Below are 17,454 nucleotides of genomic sequence, written 5' to 3'. Positions count from 1 at the left end.
CCCATGGCTGCTCGCTATTCCCTGGACGACGACCGCGTCGTCGTCATCATCGGCTCCGGCGCCGGTGGCGGAACGCTCGGCAACGAGCTCGCCCAGCGCGGCATCGACGTCGTCATTCTCGAAGCCGGCGCCCGGCACGAATACGACGACTTCATCAACGACGAGTGGGCGAGCTTCTCCCAGCTCGCCTGGACGGACCCGCGCACCACCTCGGGCTCCTGGCGCGTCGCCAAGAACTTCCCCGGCCTGCCCGCCTGGATCGTCAAGGCGGTCGGCGGATCGACGACCCACTGGGCCGGCGCCTCGCTGCGCTTCCAGGAGCACGAGTTCCGCGCCCGCACCGTTTACGGCGACGTGCCCGGCGCCAACCTGCTCGACTGGCCCATCACCCTGAAGGAGCTCGAGCCCTGGTACGCCCGCGCCGAAGCCAAGATGGGCGTGACGCGCACCAACGAGAACCCCGGCCTGCCCGGCAACAACAATTTCAAGATCCTCAAGGCCGGGGCCGACAAGCTCGGCTACAAGGAGTGCCACACCGGCCGGATGGCCATCAATTCCACCGAGCGCGACGGCCGCAACAGCTGCCAGCAGACCGGCTTCTGCTTCCAGGGCTGCAAGTGGGGCGCCAAGTGGTCGACCCTCTACACCGAGATCCCGAAGGGCGAGGCGACCGGCAAGCTCGAGGTGCGCCCGCAGAGCCACGTCCTGCGCATCGAGCATGACGCCTCCGGCAAGGTGACGAGCGTGGTCTACGCCGACAAGGACGGCACCCTGCAGCGCCAGAAGGCCCGTGTGGTCGCCGTGGCGGGCAATTCGCTCGAGAGCCCGCGCATCCTCCTCAACTCCGCCTCCAACCTGTTCCCCAACGGGCTCGCCAACTCCTCGGGCCAAGTCGGCCGAAACTACATGCGCCATATGACCGGCTCGGTCTACGGCGTCTTCGAGAAGCCGGTCCACTTCTACCGCGGCACCACCATGGCGGGCATCATCCAGGACGAGGCCAGGCACGATCCGAGCCGCGGCTTCGTGGGCGGCTACGAGATGGAGACGCTGGCGCTCGGCCTGCCCTTCATGGCCGCCTTCCTGGATCCCGGCGCCTGGGGCCGCGAGTTCACCTCCGCGCTCGACAGCTACACCAACCTGGCGGGCATGTGGCTCGTGGGCGAGGACATGCCGCAGGAGAAGAACGGCGTCACGCTGTCGACCGTCAAGGACCGCTACGGCATGCCGGTCGCCAACGTCCACTTCGACGACCATCCGAACGACGTCGCCATGCGCAACTACGCGTACGCGCGCGGCCAGGACCTCTACCGCGCGGTCGGCGCCACCCGCACCTTCCCGACCCCGCCATACCCCTCGACCCACAACCTCGGCACCAACCGCATGAGCGAGAAGCCGGGCGACGGCGTCGTCGACAAGTGGGGCCGCGCCCATGACGTGAAGAACCTGTTCGTCTCGGACGGCTCTGTCTTCACCACCGGCGGCGCCGAGAACCCGACCCTCACCATCGTGGCCCTCGCCATCCGGCAGGCCGACACCATCGCCCGCGAGATGGCCGCCGGCTCGTTCTGACCCGGTGCATCGCCGAGGCAGGGGCCGCCGCGCTGCGCGTGACGGCCCTTTTTTCGTATCCCGGCAGGCCGAAACCGTCCGATTCCTTCGTCGCACCCCTTGTGAAATCGGGCCGAAGACCTACCTTGGGGGAACCGTACGGGCAAACCCGTATGCCCGTTGCGATGAGCGTGCGGAACGCTCGCCTTCCTGGAGTTCTCGCCCGAATGGACGTCCTCTCCTTCTTCGCCGCCGAATGGCTCGGCACGCCCGCCTGGATGTGGCTGGGCTTCCTCGCCATCGTCCTCGCCCTCCTCGCCTTCGACCTCGGCATCCTGCACAAGGACGACCGCGAGATGGGAATCTCCGAGAGCCTCTGGCTGTCGGCCTTTTACATCGGCTTCGCCATGCTCTTCGGCGTCGGCGTCTGGATGCTCATGGGCGCCCAGTCCGGTATGGAGTACTTCACGGGCTTCTTCATCGAGAAGAGCCTGTCGATCGACAATGTCTTCGTCATCTCGCTGATCTTCGGCTTCTTCGCCATCCCGCCGAAGTACCAGTACCGGGCGCTCCTATGGGGCATCATCGGCGTGATCGTGCTGCGCGGCGTCATGATCGGCGTGGGCGCCGCCCTGGTGCAGAACTTCTCGTGGGTGCTCTACGTCTTCGCCGTGTTCCTGATCCTCACCGGCATCAAGATGATGCTCGGCCAGGAAGCCGACCCTGACATCTCGAAGAACCCGGTCGTCCGCCTCGCCCGTCGCTACATGCGAATCACCCCGGAGCTGCACGACGAGAAGTTCTTCGTCCGCAAGCCCGACCCGGCCACCGGCAAGCTCGTCACCTGGGCGACGCCGCTCTTCCTGGCGCTGCTCGTCATCAACGTCGCCGACGTGATCTTCGCGGTCGACTCGGTGCCGGCGATCTTCGCGATCACCACCGACACCTTCGTGGTCTACACCGCCAACATCATGGCGATCCTCGGCCTCCGGGCGCTCTACTTCGCCCTGGCCGCCATGGTCACGCGCTTCCACTATCTGAAGTACGCGCTCGCCCTGGTGCTGGTCTTCATCGGCGGCAAGATCTTCATCGCCGACCTGTTCGGTCTCGACAAGCTGCCGGCGTGGTTCTCCCTCGGCGTGACGCTCGCCATCATCGCCGGCGGCATCGCTTGGTCGCTGTGGAAGACCAGGGGCGAAGCCGCCCACACGGTCGCGACCCGCTGACAGACCGTCCCGGTCGACAGTGCCGAAAAGAAGAAACCCCCGATCGAGGATCGGGGGTTTTTTCGTCGGTGACGGCGGGAAGGAAGGGCCTTGGCGGCCTACTTGCATTCCTTCGCGATGGCGTCGACGGCGCCCTGCAGGCCGGCGAGCGAGAAGGAATAGGTGGTCTGGTTGCCGCGCCCCGACTGTCCGCCGACCGTCAGCTTCTTGCCGCGCTTCAGGCTGTCGAGCAGCTTGGCCTCCTCGGCCGGCGTCTCCAGCCAGGCGCCGTCGCCGCGGGTGAACAGGTTGAACTTCTGCCCGTCCACGTCCACCGTGACCTTGCTGCCCTCCTTGAAGGGATAGCCGACCTGGATGGAGGGCTCGTTGCGGACGTTCTCGCCGGGGCGGGTGGAGATGAAGAAGAAGACGTCGCCGTGGTTCAGGGTCTGCGGGTCGAGCTTCGTCGGCTTGGAGAGCGCGTAGCAGACCTTGCCCTTCTGGCTCCCGGCCGTGACGGCACTCCAGTCCTTCGACTGGACGAGGAGCAGCGGCGACTGCTGGGCCGAGGCGGAGCCTGCGACCGAGAGCCCGGCGGCGATCATCGTCGGAAGGAGCAGGTGTCTCATGGTGCGTCGATACCTCGAATGGAGCGGTGTCCGGCACCGGTCGGGCCGGAGAGGGATCACCCGGGGGGAACCGCTGCGGCGCCCCGGGGCGGAGCGGCCGTGTCCCACGCCGTAGGGGACCGTTTCGCCGCTCGTCAGGGTTAACGAAACCACGGCAATGGTTACCAGAACCTTGCCCGAAATGCGACAGCGTGTCAGAGACGCTGCGGAACCCCTGCGCCGGCGCCATATTTTCCTCTCCTACCTTGGAGGGGTGCGGCCGGATCGGCAGTGGCCGAAGCCGATGGAGAACGCTAAGATGCCCTCCGCTGCGGTTGAACGAAGCGAATTGTCGGGCCCCGTGCCGCGCCTGCGGCGGTCGCGGCGAAGTGGTTCGAGGTGACATGAGAATGCCGGACCCCGAGCGGGTCGTGCCTGACAGGGACGAATTCGCGGCATTGGTGGAGACCGTCGCGACGCGCAGGGACCGGGCGGCCTTCGCGCGCCTGTTCGACCATTTCGCGCCGCGCATCAACGCCTATCTGCTGCGCCTCGGGACCGACAGCGGCAACGCCGAGGAACTGGCCCAGGAGGTGATGGTCACCCTCTGGCGCAAGGCGCACCTGTTCGACCGGTCCAAGTCCTCCGTCGCCACCTGGCTCTTCCGCATCGCCCGCAACCGCCGCATCGACCTGCTCCGCCGCGATCGCCAGGCGAGCCTCGACCCGGACGACCCGGCACTGCATCCGTCCGCCCCGGAGGACGCCAGCGAGGCGATCGACGCCCAGCGCCGCGAGGACCGCATCCGGCGGGCCATCGAGGTGCTGCCGCCCGAGCAGGTCGAGCTGGTGCGCCTCGCCTTCTTCATCGGCCTCTCGCACAGTCAGATCGCCGACCAGACCGGTCTGCCCCTCGGCACCGTCAAGTCCCGCATCCGTCTCGCCTTCTCGCGCCTCAGGAAGGCGCTCGAGGAGGAAGGCATCGTCGATTTCGAGTGACCCGCCGCACGAGGCCGCCGCCCTTGTCCAACGCCGATCCGCTCGCCCATGCCCGCGCGCTCCTCGAGCGCGTGCCCCTGATCGACGGCCACAACGACCTCCCCTGGGTCGTCCGCTGCGACCCCGAAGCCCGCGGCGACGTCGTCGCCGCAAGGCTGGACGAGAACCGCCAGGGCCGCGACACCGACATCCCGCGCCTCAAGGCCGGCGGGGTCGCGGGCCAGTTCTGGGCCGCCTTCATCCCCACAGACATCCCCCACCCGGCCCGCGCCACCTTCGAGCAGATCGACCTGATCCGGCGCATGGAGGCGGCCTATCCGGAGAGCTTCCTGCCCGCCCGGCGCCCGGGCGACCTGGCCCGCGCCAAGCGGGAGGGCCGCATCGCCTCCTTCATCGCGGTGGAAGGCGGCGTCGGTCTCGAGAACAGCCTCGACCTCCTGAGGAGCTTCTACGACCTCGGCGCGCGCTACATGACGCTCTGCCACAACGAGACCATCGACTGGGTGGACTCCACCACCGACGCCCCCCGCCACGGCGGGCTGTCCGACTTCGGCGTCCGGGTCGTGCGCGAGATGAACCGCCTCGGCATGATGGTCGACTGCTCGCACACCTCGCACGACGCCATGCGCAAGGTTCTGGACGTCACGCGCGCGCCGGTGCTCTTCACCCACTGCAACGCCTTCGCGCTCTGCGACCACCCCCGCAACGTCCCCGACGACGTCCTCGACCGCATCCCCGCCAACGGCGGCATCGTGATGGCGACCTTCGTGCCGGACTTCGTCTCCCAGGCCTCCCGCGATTGGATGCGGCCCATGAAGGACGAGTGGGGCAAGACGCGCCGCGGTGTCGACTGGCATGCCGCTATGCAGGCCCGGCGGGAACAGCTCGGCCCCTGGCCGCGCGCCTCGATCCCGGAACTCTGCGATCACATCGAATACATGGCGAACCGCGCCGGGCTCCGGCACATCGGAATCGGCTCGGACTTCTTCGGCGGGCCGCCCGTGGTCGGGCTGGAGGACGTCAGCCGCTTCCCGCACCTGGTGGCGGAGCTCGTCCGCCGCGGCTGGTCCGACGAGGCGCTGGAGGGCCTCCTCAGCGGAAACTTCCTGCGCGTCTTCCGCAAGGTGGAAGCCGTCGGCCGCCTCCTGCGCCGCACCGAGAAGCCGGACGTCGGGCGCCTGGCGTAACGCGCCCGGGGCGAGGCCCCGGCCCGGGATCCTGTCCCTTGCCGGTCAGACCCGGCGCTCGACCATCATCTTCTTGATCTCGGCGATCGCCTTCGCCGGATTGAGCCCCTTCGGGCAGGTGTTGGCGCAGTTCATGATGGTGTGGCAGCGGTAGAGCCGGAACGGATCCTCGAGGTTGTCGAGCCGCTCGCCGGTGGCCTCGTCCCGGCTGTCGATCAGCCAACGATAGGCCTGCAGCAGCACCGCCGGGCCGAGATAGCGGTCGCCGTTCCACCAGTAGCTCGGGCAGGACGCCGAGCAGGAGGCGCACAGGATGCACTCGTAAAGTCCGTCCAGCTTCTCGCGGTCCTCGCGCGACTGCCGCCACTCGATCTGGGGCGTGGCCGACACCGTCTTCAGCCAGGGCTCTATCGAGCGGTGCTGGGCATAGAAGGTGGTCAGGTCCGGCACCAGGTCCTTGATCACCGGCATGTGCGGGAGCGGGTAGATCTTCACCGCCCCCTTCACGTCGTCCATGCCTTTCGTGCAGGCGAGCGTGTTGGTCCCGTCAATGTTCATCGCGCAGGAGCCGCAGATCCCTTCCCGGCAGGAGCGCCGGAAGGTCAGGGTCGGGTCGATCTTGTTCTTGATGTAGAGCAGTCCGTCCAGGACCATCGGACCGCAGTCGTCCAGGTCGACGAAGAAGGTGTCGATCTGCGGGTTCCGCCCGTCGTCCGGGTTCCAGCGATAGACCTGGAATTCCTTCAGCCGCGTCGCATTCACCGGCTTCGGCCAGGTCCTGCCGAGCTGCATCTGGCTGTTCTTGGGGAGGGTGAGCTGAACCATCTCGTCTTCCTTCGCCAAACCGTTCCCGAGGCGGCCTCGGGCATTTCCGCCTGATCACCGCGCTAGCACGGCACGCCAATTGCTCAGTCCGCAGGCCCGATGGCCCGCCTCTAGGCACTTCCGTTCCAGGACCGCGTCGGCGGTGACCAGGGGCGCGTCCCACAAGGCCGCGCAGTGGATGTAGGCACAGTCATAGGCCGGGTGCTCCAGCCTGACCGCAAGGTCGAGGAGGGCTTCCCGCATGTCGCTGAAGGCGGCAAAGCGCACAACCGGCTCGAGACCCGGTCCACCGCGGCAGCAGCCTGTCCCCTGGTCATCTGGCCCCGAAGGATCTTCTTCCGGAGGACGTTCACCACCTCGGGGACGAGGATGTCCGGACTTCCGAACCGGAGATCCGAGGCGAGCATCGCTTCGGCCTCGGGGGAGCCGGGCTCCTCGACGACCCACTTCACGACAACGGAGGCGTCCACGACGATCACCGGTCGCGGTCCTCACGAAGAAGCGCGACGCTGTCCGTCTGCTCCACACCCGACGGGGTCATGGCCCGGACTTCGCGCATGCGCTCCACCATGGCCTGACGGTCCCGCCGATGGGCCAGGGCCTCGCGGATCAGCAACTCGGCGAACTGGTCCACGGGGCGGGCCCCCTCCCTGGCAAGCGCTTCGACCTCTCCGAGGGTCTGATCGCTGATCTTGAGAACGCCCATCCTCGGCTCCACTGCCCGACGTGCCGCGTGGTCCTCAGTACACCCGCGCCTTCGGCTCGATATAGGCGATGTCGTTGGACATCGTGTAGGTGTGCACCGGGCGGTAGTCGAGCGTCACCTTGCGGCTCTGATCGCTGCACCAGGCCAGCGTGTGCTTCATCCAATCCTGGTCGTTCCGGTCCGGGAAGTCCTCGCGCGCGTGGGCGCCGCGGCTCTCCTGCCGGTTCGCCGCCGAGTCCATGGTTACGACCGCTTGGGTGATCAGGTTGTCGAACTCCAGCGTCTCCAGGAGATCGGAGTTCCAGACCAGCGACCGGTCGGTGACCTTCACGTCGTCGATGCCGCCCCAGACCTCGTGGATCAGCTCCTGCCCCTCGACGAGCACGTCGCCGGTGCGGAACACCGCGCAGTTCGTCTGCATGACACGCTGCATGTTGAGCCTGAGCTCCGCGGTCGGCGTGCCGCCGCTCGCATGGCGGTAGCGGTCGAGCCGGGTGAGCGCGAGCTCGCCGGCGTTCTTCGGCAGGTCCGGCTGCCGCTCGCCGCGCCGGATCGTCTCCGCGCAGCGCAGGCCCGCCGCCCGCCCGAAAACCACCAGGTCGATCAGCGAATTGGAGCCGAGCCGGTTCGCCCCGTGCACCGACACGCAGGCCGCCTCGCCGATCGCCAGCAGTCCCGGGACGATGCAGTCCGGATCGCCGTTCTTCTTGGTCAGCACCTCGCCATGATAGTTGGTGGGGATGCCGCCCATGTTGTAGTGCACCGTCGGCAGGACCGGGATCGGCTCCTTGGTGAGGTCGACGCCCGCGAAGATGCGGGCCGATTCCGTGATGCCCGGCAGCCGCTCGTGCAGGATCGCCGGATCCAGGTGCGACAGGTGCAGGTGGATGTGGTCCTTGTTCTTGCCGACGCCCCGGCCTTCGCGGATCTCGATCGTCATGGCGCGGCTGACGACGTCGCGCGACGCGAGGTCCTTGGCGGAGGGCGCGTAGCGCTCCATGAAGCGCTCGCCCTCGGAGTTGGTGAGGTATCCGCCCTCGCCGCGCGCCCCCTCGGTGATGAGCACGCCCGCGCCGTAGATGCCGGTCGGGTGGAACTGGACGAACTCCATGTCCTGGAGTGGCAGGCCGGCGCGCAGCACCATGGCGTTGCCGTCGCCCGTGCAGGTATGGGCCGACGTGCAGGAGAAGTAGGCGCGGCCGTAGCCCCCGGTCGCCAGGATGGTCTTCGCCGCCCGGAAGCGGTGCAGCGTGCCGTCCTCCATGGACAGCGCGATCACGCCCCGGCAGGCGCCCTCGTCATCCATGATCAGGTCGATCGCGAAATACTCGATGAAGAACTCCGCCGAGTAGCGCAGCGACTGGCCGTAGAGCGTGTGCAGGATGGCGTGGCCGGTCCGGTCCGCGGCCGCGCAGGTCCGCTGCGCCCGGCCCTTGCCGAAATGGGTCGTCATGCCGCCGAAGGGCCGCTGGTAGATCTTGCCCTCCTCGGTGCGCGAGAAGGGAACGCCCCAGTGCTCGAGCTCGTAGACGGCCTCCGGCGCGTTGCGGCAGAGGTACTCGATCGCGTCCTGGTCACCGAGCCAGTCGGAGCCCTTGACGGTGTCGTACATGTGCCAGCGCCAGTCGTCCTCGCCCATGTTGCCGAGCGAGGCGGAGATGCCGCCCTGGGCCGCCACCGTGTGGGAGCGGGTCGGGAACACCTTGGTGATGCAGGCGGTCTTCAGCCCCGCTTCCGAGCAGCCCGTGACGGCACGGAGCCCCGCGCCCCCGGCGCCGACCACGACGACGTCGAAGGTGTGGTCGATGAACGTGTAGGCGCCGCCGATCAGCGAGGCGGAGGAGGCGCCGGTCGCGGCAGCGTTGGTCTTGAGTTCGGCCATGGGTGCGTTCCGCCCGTCAGATCCCGAAGGAAAGCTTGAGCACGGCCCACACGCAGGCGAGCGCGATCAGGGCCGAGAAGAAGGTGTTGGCGACCAGGCACAGCATCTTGGCCGGCTCGGCGTGGACATAGTCCTCGATGATCACCTGCATGCCCATCCGCATGTGGGCGACGCCCACCAGGATCAAGGCGAGAAACAGGATCGCGGTGATCGGCGAGCCCAGCATCGCCACCGCCTCGGCATGGGTCTTGCCGACGACGCCGATGACGATCGCCACGAACACGAAGGTAAGGGGCACCAGGGCGAGCGACGTCAGCCGTTCCTTGAACCAGGTCGACGTGCCGTCCCGGGCGGAGCCGAGGCCGCGCACGCGGCCGAGGGGGGTGCGCATGGACATTGGGCTCTCCCTCACTTCACCGCCAGCCCGACGATCCAGGTCAGGACCGTCAGCCCGATCGAGCCGATCAGCGTGACCCGGGCGAGCATCATCCGGTTGTCGGCCTCGAGCATCAGGCCCATGTCCCAGATCAGGTGCCGGATCCCGCCGAGCATGTGGTGCCACAGCGCCCAGGTGAAGCCGAACAGCACCAGGATCCCGAGAAACGATCCGAAGAACCACTGCACGGAGTCGAAGCTCTGCTTGCCGGCGGCCGCCGAGACGAGCCAGATCGCGAGCAGCAGGGTGCCCCCGTAGAGCGCCACCCCGGTGATGCGATGCACGATCGACATCGCCATGGTCCAGGAGAAGCGGTAGACCTGCAGATGGGGCGAAAGCGGCCGGGCCGGCCGGCCCGCGGGCCTCGTTTCGATGCTCGACATCGTGTGCTTGTCCGTCCGTTCTCGTGAGGGCTGCGATCGGAGGGGAGGCGGTCGGCGGTAGGTGTGCGGCCGTCCGGCTCGACGGGGATAGGTTCTAATCCCTTTTGCTGCTCTGCGTCAAAACGTCCAAAGGGAGTACGAGGCGAAGATGTCGCCGGACGCCACTGTTCCGGCAACAAAGACCTTCGATTGTCTTTGAACTGGCATGCCAGATACCCGTTCGTGCCCTTTTCGCGCATCCTTGCTGCCGGACTCGCGCAAGGGCGCCAGATATTGCACTGCACTATGCAGGGGTCGCGCGCCTGCCCGGCGAGCTGGTCAGAGCCCGTCGCCGGTTTCGCGCTGGTAGAGGATCAGGTCGAGCTCGGGACCCTCTCCGGTCGTGCGGGTGAGGATGACGTGGGCCTGGCCGCGGTGGTGGGTCTGGTGGTTGAAGAAGTGCCAGAGCGGCTGGGTGATCGGCTCCGGCCGGGTCAGCGGCCGGTAGGTGAAGCGCCCGGCGAGCGCCGCCTCGTCGAGCCCGTCCGCCCAGGCGACGATCCGCGCGTCCTCCGCCTCCCGGGCGGCCCGGAGGGCCGCGAAGTCCTCGAACAGGATCTCGTCGAGGCGGCTGGGAACCGGCCCGGTGCCGGTGAAGCGGCTCATCCAGACCCGGTCGCCGACCAGGATGTGGTTGAGCGTACCCTTGAGCGAGCGGAAGAAGGCGCCGTGGTCGGCCCGATACTCGGCCGGCGTCAGGCGGGCTGCCGCTTCGTAGAGGCGCCTGTTGGCCCACTGGTTGTAGCGCGCGAACATCCGGATGGTCGACGGCATCCGTTCCTCCCCCTTCGGCGACCGGTCACTTCGGCATCAGGACCCAGGTGTCGAGGTCCAGGATCACGGCCGGATCGTAATCGCCCGTCTCGAGCTTGTACGGGAAATCCGTCGAGGGCCGGTCCTTGGTGGCGACGGTGCGGACCCGCAGCGCGCCGACGTCGTCGCGCCCGTCGATCTCCGCCATGTCCAGGATCTCCGACCAGGCGAACACGGTCGCGCCGGCGAAGAGCGGCGCCACGTGCCGCCCGCCGTTGATCGCCGCCACGTGGAAGGCGTTGCCGAGGCCGTTGAACGACAGGGCGCGGGCCAGCGAGATCACGTGGCCGCCATAGATCAGCCGCCGTCCGAACCGGCCCTGGCCCTCCGTCCACTGGTTGAAGTGCACCTTGGCGGTGTTCTGGTAGAGACGCGTCGCCATCTGGTGCTCGGCTTCCTCGACCGTCATGCCGTCCACGTGGTCGATGCGCTCGCCGGGCCGGTAGTCGCCCCACCGGTGCGGGCTGCCGGCCAGGTGGAAGTCGTAGCCGTCGATCTCGAGAAGCGGCACGGCGTTGCCGATCATGTCCGGCGACACCGCAGCCGGCAGCTCCGGCACGTGCTCGTCGGCGATGCGGGCGGCCTCGTCCCGCTTGCGCACCATCACCCAACGCACGAAGTCGAGCACCTCGTCGCCGTGCTGGTTGTATCCGGTCGAGCGCACGTAGACGACGCCGGTCTTGCCGTTCGAGTTCTCCTTGAGGCCGATGATCTCGGTGACGGTCGACAGCGTGTCGCCCGGATAGACCGGGGTGAGGAACCGGCAGGCCGCGTAGCCCAGGTTGGCGACCGCGTTGAGCGAGATGTCCGGCACGGTCTTGCCGAAGACCACGTGGAAGACCAGCATGTCGTCCAGCGGCGCCCGCGGGTAGTTGATCGCCCGCGCGAACACGTCGGAGGACTGGACCGCGAAGCGCGAACCGGTCAGCGCCGTATAGAGCGCCGCGTCGCCCGCCGTCACGGTGCGGGGCGTCGCGTGCCGGATGACCTGGCCGATGCGGAAGTCCTCGAAGAAGTTGCCCGGGTTGGTCTTGGTCATGGAGGCCTCCAGCGTCGCGGTTCGACCCCGTGATGGCGGCGGGGCCCGGGAAAGTCCAGTCCTCCGGAGGTCGCATCGAACGGGGTCAGGCCCAGATCGCGACCGTCAGGCCCCTGGAGTCGCGCTCCGGCGGGTCCGGGAAGGGGCTGGCCGTCCCCTCCAGGAGCCGCCGCGCGATCAGCGCCGCCACCGCCGCGTCGACGAGGTCGTCCCGCCCGACCCGGGACGGCAGGGGCTGTTGCAGGAAGCCGCGGTCGTAGCCGAAGCGCTCCAGGAGCCCGATCCGCTCCTCCAGGCCGGCCGGATTGACGCTGCCCTTGACCTTCTTGGGCAGCCGCATGGCCTGCCCGTCGTTGAGCCGCCAGAAGGCGACCTCCGGATGCACCTCGAAGACCCGCCCGGCCAGGGCCGGCGTCATCAAGCCGTCGATCTCGCGAATCTTCGGAAGCAGATGGAAGCACTGCTTGGAGATCTTGCGCGGCGGGTCCGAGGTCGCCAGGGCCTCGGCGCAGACCGCCCGGTAGGCGTCGTGGTCGCTCATCCCGAAGCCCGCCCAGACCGCCGACCGGCTCGGCACCGAGAAGACCGAGGACTGCCTCTCGCCGAGTTCCCGCCTGACGACCCGCTCGGGCGCTCGGCCGTGCCGGAGGATCCGGTCGGGCAGGCCGATCGGCATGTCGACCGCGATCGTCGCCGCCTGGCTCTCGAGGATCTCGGCGAAGCGCCGGTGCACCGTCATCGCGGGCGGCCGTCGCCCCTCGGAGTCGAGGGTCACCGCGATCCATCCGGCGGGACAGCCGTCGACCCCGGCGACGGTCCGGTCCGGCCCGGAGCCGGCGGCGCTCACCGGGCGCCCCCGGTCGGCGCCGGCCGCCGCGGCTCGGCCACGGTGCGGATCGAGACGCTCGCCATCGAGTGCGCGATCACGTCCTGCTCGGGTGCGAGGAGAAGCTCATCGGCCCCGGCCCGCACGCTCCGCGCCACCATGTCGAAGACGGTCGCGGCCGCCCGCTCCAGCGCCGCCTCGGGCGCCGCCCCGCCGAGCACCCGGGCCAGGAAGGCGGCGGCGAACAGGTCGCCGGTCCCGTGCGGCGCGCCGTCGACGAGCGGATGCTCCGCCTGGATCGCCCGGGCTTCGGTAACCATCAGGGCCGCCACCGAGCGCGCCATCATGGCGGGCGCCGAGGTGACGACCGCGATCCGGCGCCCGAGCGCGCGCGCCGCCGCGAGCGTCTCGGCCGTGGTCGAGACCGGCAGGCCGGCGAGCCAGCCCGCCTCGAAGCGGTTCGGCGTGACGATGTCGGCCCGCGGCACCAGCCGGTCCCGGATCGCGAGCGCGGTCGGCTCCGGCACGTAGAGCCCGCCGGACCCGTCCGGGCGCAGGTCCCCCAGCACCGGATCGCAGAGATGCAGGGCCGCCGGATTGGCGCCCTTGACGGCGTCGACCAGCGCGGCCGCGGCCTCGACCTGCGCGGGGGTCGCGAAATAGCCGGTCAGGACCGCCCCGACCTCCGCGAGCCAGGGCGCCCGCGCGAGATCGCCCGCCAGTGCCTCGAAGTCGGCCTCCGCGGGGAGCGACCGGCTGGCGCGCCCGTGGCCGGGGTGCCAGGGCAGCAGGACCGTCGGCAGGAACCAGACCGGATGCCCCATCCGCTCGAGTACGAACACCGCCGCACGCCCGCCGACCGCCCCGCGGGCCACGAGGCTCGAGACGACCAGGACGGCGGCCGCGTCGCCGCGCTTCCCGGAAGCGGGGCCGGTCATATGACGTTGAGCTCCCGGACCGGCCGCCCGGCGGCGATCCGCTCGTAGCCGAAGATGGAGAGGTCCAGCGACACGAACCGGCCCGCGGTGAGGAGTTCCGCCAAGGCCCGGCCCGCCGCCGGCGCCTGCTGCAGGCCGTGGCCCGAGAAGCCGTTGGCGAAGTAGAGGTTGCCGACCTCCGGATGCGCCCCGATCACGGCGTTCTGGTCGAGCGTGTTGTAGTCGTAGTGCCCAGCCCAGGCGCGGATCAGCTTGCAGGCCTCGAAGGCCGGCACCCGGGTGGCGAGCGCGGGCCAGACGACCTCCTCGAACAGGGGATAGTCCACCTCGAAATCGTCCGCCGCCGCCCGCGCGTCCTCCTCCGGCGATACCCCGCAGATGTGGAACTCGCCCTCCGGGCGTACGTAGACCCCGGATGGGTCGACGACGAGCGGCATCGGTCCGAGCCGCTCCCGGCAATGCACCACGAAGACGCAACGCTTGCGCGGCTCCACCGGCAGCGCCACGCCGGCGAGCGCCGCGAGGTCGCCGGCCGCCGGCCCCGCCGCGTTGACGAGCGCCCCGCAGGCGAGGCGGTGCCCGTCGGCGAGGCGGACGCCGACGACCCGGCCGCCCTCCCGGTCGATCCCCGCCACCGAGCCCGTCAGGTAGACCGCCCCGGCCTCGCGCGCCGCCTTGCGCAGGAGCCCGAGCAGCGAATGGGCGTCGAACCAGCCCTCCCCGGTCACCCCGAAGGCCCCGCCCGCGAGCCCCTCGGTCGAGATCCAGGGGAAGCGGGCCGCGAGACCCTCCGGATCGAGGAGCGCGATGTCGGCGCTCTCGGCCCTCTGGACGCGATGGTTGGCCTCCAGCACCGGGAGCCCCTCCGGGCTCGCCAGGATCAGGTAGCCGCCCTCGTGGAAGCCGATGTCGGCCTCCGGCCCGAACACCGCCTTGACGTTCCGGATCATCGCCAGCGAGGCCCGCGAGAGCCGGATGTTCTCGGGGGTGGAGAACTGCTGGCGGATCGACGCGGCCGACAGTGTCGTGGCCGATCGCGCATAGGTCGGGTCCCGTTCCACGACGGCCACCCGTCCCTCGAAGCCGAGCTCCGCCTTGAGGGCATAGGCCACCGAGGATCCCACGATGGCCCCGCCGACGATCACCACGTCGTAACTCTCGGACGAACCGGTCAAAGCGTCACCTTCGCGCATGTCTCCGCCGGACTGTTAGCGGAAGCCGGCCCGCGAGGGAATGCCGCCGGCGTGGCACAGCCCACCGCTGCCCGCGTTGCTCTGCTGCCAGCAGCGCTATGCTGCCGGCGGCCCTCCGCCCGCTCAGCGGGGCCGGCGCTCCACCACGGGCTTGCGCGGCGCGCCGGGCGGCATGATCCGCCGCTCCATGACGGGCGACCGGGACGGCGGCGGCTCGGGCGGCGTCTCGCGGCGGGTCGGCGGCCGCCCCCAGCCCACGCGCCCGAGCGCGCTCCGGCCCGGGGCCCCCGCGGGCGGAGACGGCGGGGCGGCGTCGAGGGACCGCGGTTCGGGCGCGGGGCGCGAAGCCGGTGCCGGACGCGGCGCGGAGGCCGCGTCACGCCGGAAGCCGGCCCCGCGGCCGGCGACCAGCCAGTATACGAAGCCGCCGACGAGGCCCGCCGCCACGAAGGGCGCGATCGCCTCCGGGGTCATCATGGGCATCCGCATCAGGCGCCCGTCCGGTTGCGCGAAGGCCCAGGCCCCCACGGCGGCGCCCGCCACGAGGTGGAAGAACAGGTGCCGGATCGACAGGAGCTCCGCGAGCAGCGCCGCCAGGAAGCCGAACGGCATCGCGAGGTTCATGACCAGCCCGAAGGCGGTGCCGAAGACGACGAAATCCGCGGCGCGGACCCCGCGCGGCCCGAAGACCCGAGGGATCCCGAGTTCGGGCGGGATCTGGGACAGGAGGTCGAGCCCCGCCACGATCGCGCCCGCCGCCGCCGCGCCCGCCAGGGCGAGGCCGACCTGCATGACGATCAGGCGCCAGACGATGCGGAAGAGGATCATGCGGTGCCTCGCGAAAACCCGACGCTAGACCACCCGCGCGCGCCTGTCACGGCCGGCGGCGTCCGCCTTCAGGATCGCGGTGCCGGCTTGCGGGGTTTCGGCGGCCGGACCGCGACCGACCAGTAGACCAGCCCCGCCACCGCCCCCACGAAGGCGAAGACCAGGAACCCGGCGAGGCTCGCCCGCTGCGCGTCGCCGAAGCCGAGCATGATCGCGAGCGTCTCGACCACGAGCCCGGTCGCGATCCCGAAGAGCAGGTGCGGCACCGGCCCCGTGATCCGGCGGCGCTCCGCATGCGCGATGAAGGCGACCGCGAAGGGCGCCGCCGCGACGGCCGCGATGGCGGCGGCGAAGAGCGCCACGACCGCGATGTCCCCGAGCCGCGCCGACCCGATCGCCTTGGCGAAGCCGAGCGCCGCCATGTCGCGGACGATGAGCGCCAGCGGCAGAGCGACGCCGGCCGCGACCGCTCCGGCCGCGTAGCCGGCGACGATGAGCGGCAGCCTGCCGGGGGCGAGCGCCGGCGAGCGGGCCGGACGGGACTTCGGGTCGGGGGATCTGGCCATCGGGGAACCGGCAGGAACGGCGGGAGAAAGGCGAATCGGCGGGCCACGCCGAGCCTCATTGTGCGGCGATCCGTGGCCCTGTCGAGGCGACCGGATGCGGTTTCCGATAGGAGAGGCGAGGACGCCTCAGTCCTCGTCGGCCCCGCCGATCATGGCCTCGAGCGCCAGCCGCTCCCGCACCTTCAGCCGCTCGCTCGCCGACTTCAGCTGCCCGCAGGCGGCCAGGATGTCGCGGCCGCGCGGGGTCCGGATCGGGCTCGCGTAGCCGGCCCGGTTGACCACTTCCGCGAAGGTCTCGATCGTGTCCCAGTCCGAGCAGGCGTAGGCGGAGCCCGGCCACGGGTTGAACGGGATCAGGTTGATCTTGGCCGGGATGCCGCGCAGCAGCCGGACCAGCTCGCGTGCGTCCGCCGGACTGTCGTTGACGCCCTTCAGCATGACGTACTCGAAGGTGATCCGGCGCGCGTTGGAGAGCCCCGGGTAGGCCCGGCAGGCCTCCATCAGCGCCGCGATCGGGTACTTCCGATTGAGCGGCACCAGCTCGTCGCGCAGGTCGTCCCTCACCGCGTGCAGCGAGATCGCCAGCATGGTGCCGATCTCGGCCCCCGCCCTCGGGATCAGCGGCACGACCCCGGAGGTCGACAGCGTGATCCGCCGCTTCGACAGGGACAGGCCCTCGCCGTCCGACGCCACCAGGAGCGCGTCCCGCACGGCGTCGAAATTGTAGAGCGGCTCGCCCATGCCCATCATGACGATGTTGGACACGAACCGCCCCTCGCGCGGAACGATCGCGCCCGGCTCGGCGCTCATGTGGGGGAAGTCGCCGAGACGCTCGCGCGCCACCACGATCTGGGCGACGATCTCCTCCTTGGTCAGGTTCCGGACCAGCTTCTGGGTGCCCGTGTGGCAGAACGAGCAGGTGAGCGTGCAGCCGACCTGGGAGGAGACGCAGAGCGTGCCGCGCCCCTCCTCGGGGATGTAGACCGTCTCCACCTCGACCGGCCGCCCGGCCCCGCGCGGCGGAAAGCGCAGCAGCCACTTGCGCGTCCCGTCCACCGAGACCTGCTCGGCGACGATCTCGGGGCGGCCGATGACGAAGCGCTCGGCGAGCACCGCCCGGAGGTCCTTGGAGACGTTGGTCATGCGCTCGAAGGAGGGGACGCCGCGCAGGTAGATCCAGTGCCAGAGCTGGGCGACCCGCATGCGGACCTGCCGCTCCTCGATGCCGATCGACCTCAGGGCGTCGGCGAGGTCGTCGCGCGTCATGCCCATCAGCGACGGCTTGGCGTCGCGGACCGGCTGAGCCTCCGCCACCTTCATGATGTCCAGGGCCTCGCGGCCCGGCACCGGCCGCGCGCCGGCCGGCGAAATCGACAGTTCCATGGGATCCGACCTTCCGGGATCGCGGCGCCGGGGAGCGACCGGCCGCCG

The 17,454-nt window shown here is 69.9% G+C and carries 18 protein-coding genes; 4 read left to right on the top strand and 14 right to left on the bottom strand.

The annotated features are described in order from the left end of the window. Positions 1–3 precede the first annotated feature (3 nt). Together WBG79_RS16190 and WBG79_RS16185 are read left to right on the top strand one after the other, a co-directional pair. Positions 4–1,572 (top strand): GMC family oxidoreductase, encoded by a 1,569-nt coding sequence (locus WBG79_RS16190; protein WP_337358225.1) that lies wholly within the window; start codon positions 4–6, stop codon positions 1,570–1,572. 206 nt (positions 1,573–1,778) lie between these two features. Continuing rightward, entirely contained in the window at positions 1,779–2,777 is a 999-nt protein-coding gene (locus WBG79_RS16185; RefSeq protein WP_337358224.1) for a TerC family protein, read from the top strand. Between the two features lie 98 nt (positions 2,778–2,875). On the opposite strand, the gene WBG79_RS16180 is transcribed toward WBG79_RS16185, so the two are convergent. Beyond that, positions 2,876–3,385 carry an invasion associated locus B family protein gene (locus WBG79_RS16180; RefSeq protein WP_337358223.1) on the bottom strand — a complete coding sequence of 170 codons (510 nt, stop codon included), beginning with the start codon at positions 3,383–3,385 and terminating at the stop codon, positions 2,876–2,878. A 410-nt stretch (positions 3,386–3,795) separates the two neighbouring features. On the opposite strand from WBG79_RS16180, the gene WBG79_RS16175 reads away from it, so the two are divergent. Both WBG79_RS16175 and WBG79_RS16170 read left to right on the top strand, forming a co-directional pair. Next, a complete protein-coding gene (locus WBG79_RS16175; RefSeq protein ID WP_337358222.1) occupies positions 3,796–4,362 on the top strand; it encodes a sigma-70 family RNA polymerase sigma factor in 567 nt (188 codons plus the stop codon). Between the two features lie 23 nt (positions 4,363–4,385). Next, positions 4,386–5,549, top strand: a complete 1,164-nt coding sequence (locus WBG79_RS16170; protein ID WP_337358221.1) for a dipeptidase — start codon at positions 4,386–4,388, stop codon at positions 5,547–5,549. A gap of 45 nt (positions 5,550–5,594) precedes the next feature. On the opposite strand, the gene WBG79_RS16165 is transcribed toward WBG79_RS16170, so the two are convergent. The 13 genes from WBG79_RS16165 to rlmN all read right to left on the bottom strand — a co-directional run bounded on the left by WBG79_RS16165 (position 5,595) and on the right by rlmN (position 17,370). Next, complete coding sequence (locus tag WBG79_RS16165) at positions 5,595–6,374, bottom strand: succinate dehydrogenase iron-sulfur subunit (protein ID WP_337358220.1); 780 nt, start codon at positions 6,372–6,374, stop codon at positions 5,595–5,597. Between the two features lie 475 nt (positions 6,375–6,849). Continuing rightward, on the bottom strand, positions 6,850–7,080 hold the full coding sequence (locus WBG79_RS16160) for a hypothetical protein (RefSeq protein ID WP_337358219.1): 231 nt from the start codon (positions 7,078–7,080) through the stop codon (positions 6,850–6,852). Positions 7,081–7,114: 34 nt separating this feature from the next. Further along, positions 7,115–8,962: a succinate dehydrogenase flavoprotein subunit gene (sdhA, locus tag WBG79_RS16155; protein ID WP_337358218.1), complete on the bottom strand. Its 1,848-nt coding sequence runs from the start codon at positions 8,960–8,962 to the stop codon at positions 7,115–7,117. A gap of 16 nt (positions 8,963–8,978) precedes the next feature. Continuing rightward, positions 8,979–9,359 carry a succinate dehydrogenase, hydrophobic membrane anchor protein gene (sdhD, locus tag WBG79_RS16150; protein ID WP_337358217.1) on the bottom strand — a complete coding sequence of 127 codons (381 nt, stop codon included), beginning with the start codon at positions 9,357–9,359 and terminating at the stop codon, positions 8,979–8,981. 11 nt (positions 9,360–9,370) lie between these two features. Further along, entirely contained in the window at positions 9,371–9,781 is a 411-nt protein-coding gene (sdhC, locus tag WBG79_RS16145) for a succinate dehydrogenase, cytochrome b556 subunit (protein WP_337358216.1), read from the bottom strand. A 318-nt stretch (positions 9,782–10,099) separates the two neighbouring features. Further along, the gene (locus WBG79_RS16140; protein WP_337358215.1) at positions 10,100–10,594 is read right to left on the bottom strand and encodes a DinB family protein; all 495 of its coding nucleotides are present in this window, start codon (positions 10,592–10,594) and stop codon (positions 10,100–10,102) included. Positions 10,595–10,619: 25 nt separating this feature from the next. Further along, the gene (locus WBG79_RS16135; protein WP_337358782.1) at positions 10,620–11,684 is read right to left on the bottom strand and encodes a MaoC family dehydratase; all 1,065 of its coding nucleotides are present in this window, start codon (positions 11,682–11,684) and stop codon (positions 10,620–10,622) included. A gap of 73 nt (positions 11,685–11,757) precedes the next feature. Continuing rightward, a complete protein-coding gene (locus tag WBG79_RS16130) occupies positions 11,758–12,519 on the bottom strand; it encodes a DUF429 domain-containing protein (RefSeq protein ID WP_337358214.1) in 762 nt (253 codons plus the stop codon). Continuing rightward, positions 12,516–13,436, bottom strand: coding sequence for a pyridoxal kinase (pdxY, locus tag WBG79_RS16125; protein WP_337358213.1), 921 nt, complete (start codon positions 13,434–13,436; stop codon positions 12,516–12,518). Before pdxY ends, WBG79_RS16130 begins: the two co-directional genes overlap by 4 nt. After that, positions 13,433–14,629, bottom strand: a complete 1,197-nt coding sequence (locus WBG79_RS16120; RefSeq protein ID WP_443147469.1) for an NAD(P)/FAD-dependent oxidoreductase — start codon at positions 14,627–14,629, stop codon at positions 13,433–13,435. The genes pdxY and WBG79_RS16120 overlap by 4 nt, the downstream gene beginning before the upstream one ends. Positions 14,630–14,752: 123 nt before the next feature. Further along, positions 14,753–15,457: a hypothetical protein gene (locus WBG79_RS16115; protein ID WP_337358211.1), complete on the bottom strand. Its 705-nt coding sequence runs from the start codon at positions 15,455–15,457 to the stop codon at positions 14,753–14,755. Between the two features lie 68 nt (positions 15,458–15,525). Next, positions 15,526–16,023, bottom strand: a complete 498-nt coding sequence (locus tag WBG79_RS16110) for a hypothetical protein (protein ID WP_337358210.1) — start codon at positions 16,021–16,023, stop codon at positions 15,526–15,528. Between the two features lie 126 nt (positions 16,024–16,149). Beyond that, on the bottom strand, positions 16,150–17,370 hold the full coding sequence (rlmN, locus tag WBG79_RS16105) for a 23S rRNA (adenine(2503)-C(2))-methyltransferase RlmN (protein ID WP_443147486.1): 1,221 nt from the start codon (positions 17,368–17,370) through the stop codon (positions 16,150–16,152). Positions 17,371–17,454: the final 84 nt, after the last annotated feature.

The sequence above is a fragment of the Prosthecomicrobium sp. N25 genome (assembly GCF_037203705.1).
Lineage (GTDB): Bacteria > Pseudomonadota > Alphaproteobacteria > Rhizobiales > Ancalomicrobiaceae > Prosthecodimorpha.
The sequence above is the reverse complement of the archived record's forward strand: the minus strand, read 5'-3'. Positions and strand labels throughout refer to the sequence as shown.

Bases quoted from the DNA above. Each gene is read 5' to 3' on its own strand.
- sdhA (WP_337358218.1), bottom strand. From the start codon at position 8,962: ATGGCCGAACTCAAGACCAACGCTGCCGCGACCGGCGCCTCCTCCGCC.
- WBG79_RS16165 (WP_337358220.1), bottom strand. From the start codon at position 6,374: ATGGTTCAGCTCACCCTCCCCAAGAACAGCCAGATGCAGCTCGGCAGG.
- WBG79_RS16140 (WP_337358215.1), bottom strand. From the start codon at position 10,594: ATGCCGTCGACCATCCGGATGTTCGCGCGCTACAACCAGTGGGCCAAC.
- WBG79_RS16180 (WP_337358223.1), bottom strand. From the start codon at position 3,385: ATGAGACACCTGCTCCTTCCGACGATGATCGCCGCCGGGCTCTCGGTC.
- pdxY (WP_337358213.1), bottom strand. From the start codon at position 13,436: ATGACCGGCCCCGCTTCCGGGAAGCGCGGCGACGCGGCCGCCGTCCTG.
- WBG79_RS16190 (WP_337358225.1), top strand. From the start codon at position 4: ATGGCTGCTCGCTATTCCCTGGACGACGACCGCGTCGTCGTCATCATC.
- WBG79_RS16185 (WP_337358224.1), top strand. From the start codon at position 1,779: ATGGACGTCCTCTCCTTCTTCGCCGCCGAATGGCTCGGCACGCCCGCC.
- WBG79_RS16160 (WP_337358219.1), bottom strand. From the start codon at position 7,080: ATGGGCGTTCTCAAGATCAGCGATCAGACCCTCGGAGAGGTCGAAGCG.
- WBG79_RS16110 (WP_337358210.1), bottom strand. From the start codon at position 16,023: ATGGCCAGATCCCCCGACCCGAAGTCCCGTCCGGCCCGCTCGCCGGCG.
- WBG79_RS16120 (WP_443147469.1), bottom strand. From the start codon at position 14,629: ATGCGCGAAGGTGACGCTTTGACCGGTTCGTCCGAGAGTTACGACGTG.
- sdhC (WP_337358216.1), bottom strand. From the start codon at position 9,781: ATGTCGAGCATCGAAACGAGGCCCGCGGGCCGGCCGGCCCGGCCGCTT.
- sdhD (WP_337358217.1), bottom strand. From the start codon at position 9,359: ATGTCCATGCGCACCCCCCTCGGCCGCGTGCGCGGCCTCGGCTCCGCC.
- WBG79_RS16115 (WP_337358211.1), bottom strand. From the start codon at position 15,457: ATGATCCTCTTCCGCATCGTCTGGCGCCTGATCGTCATGCAGGTCGGC.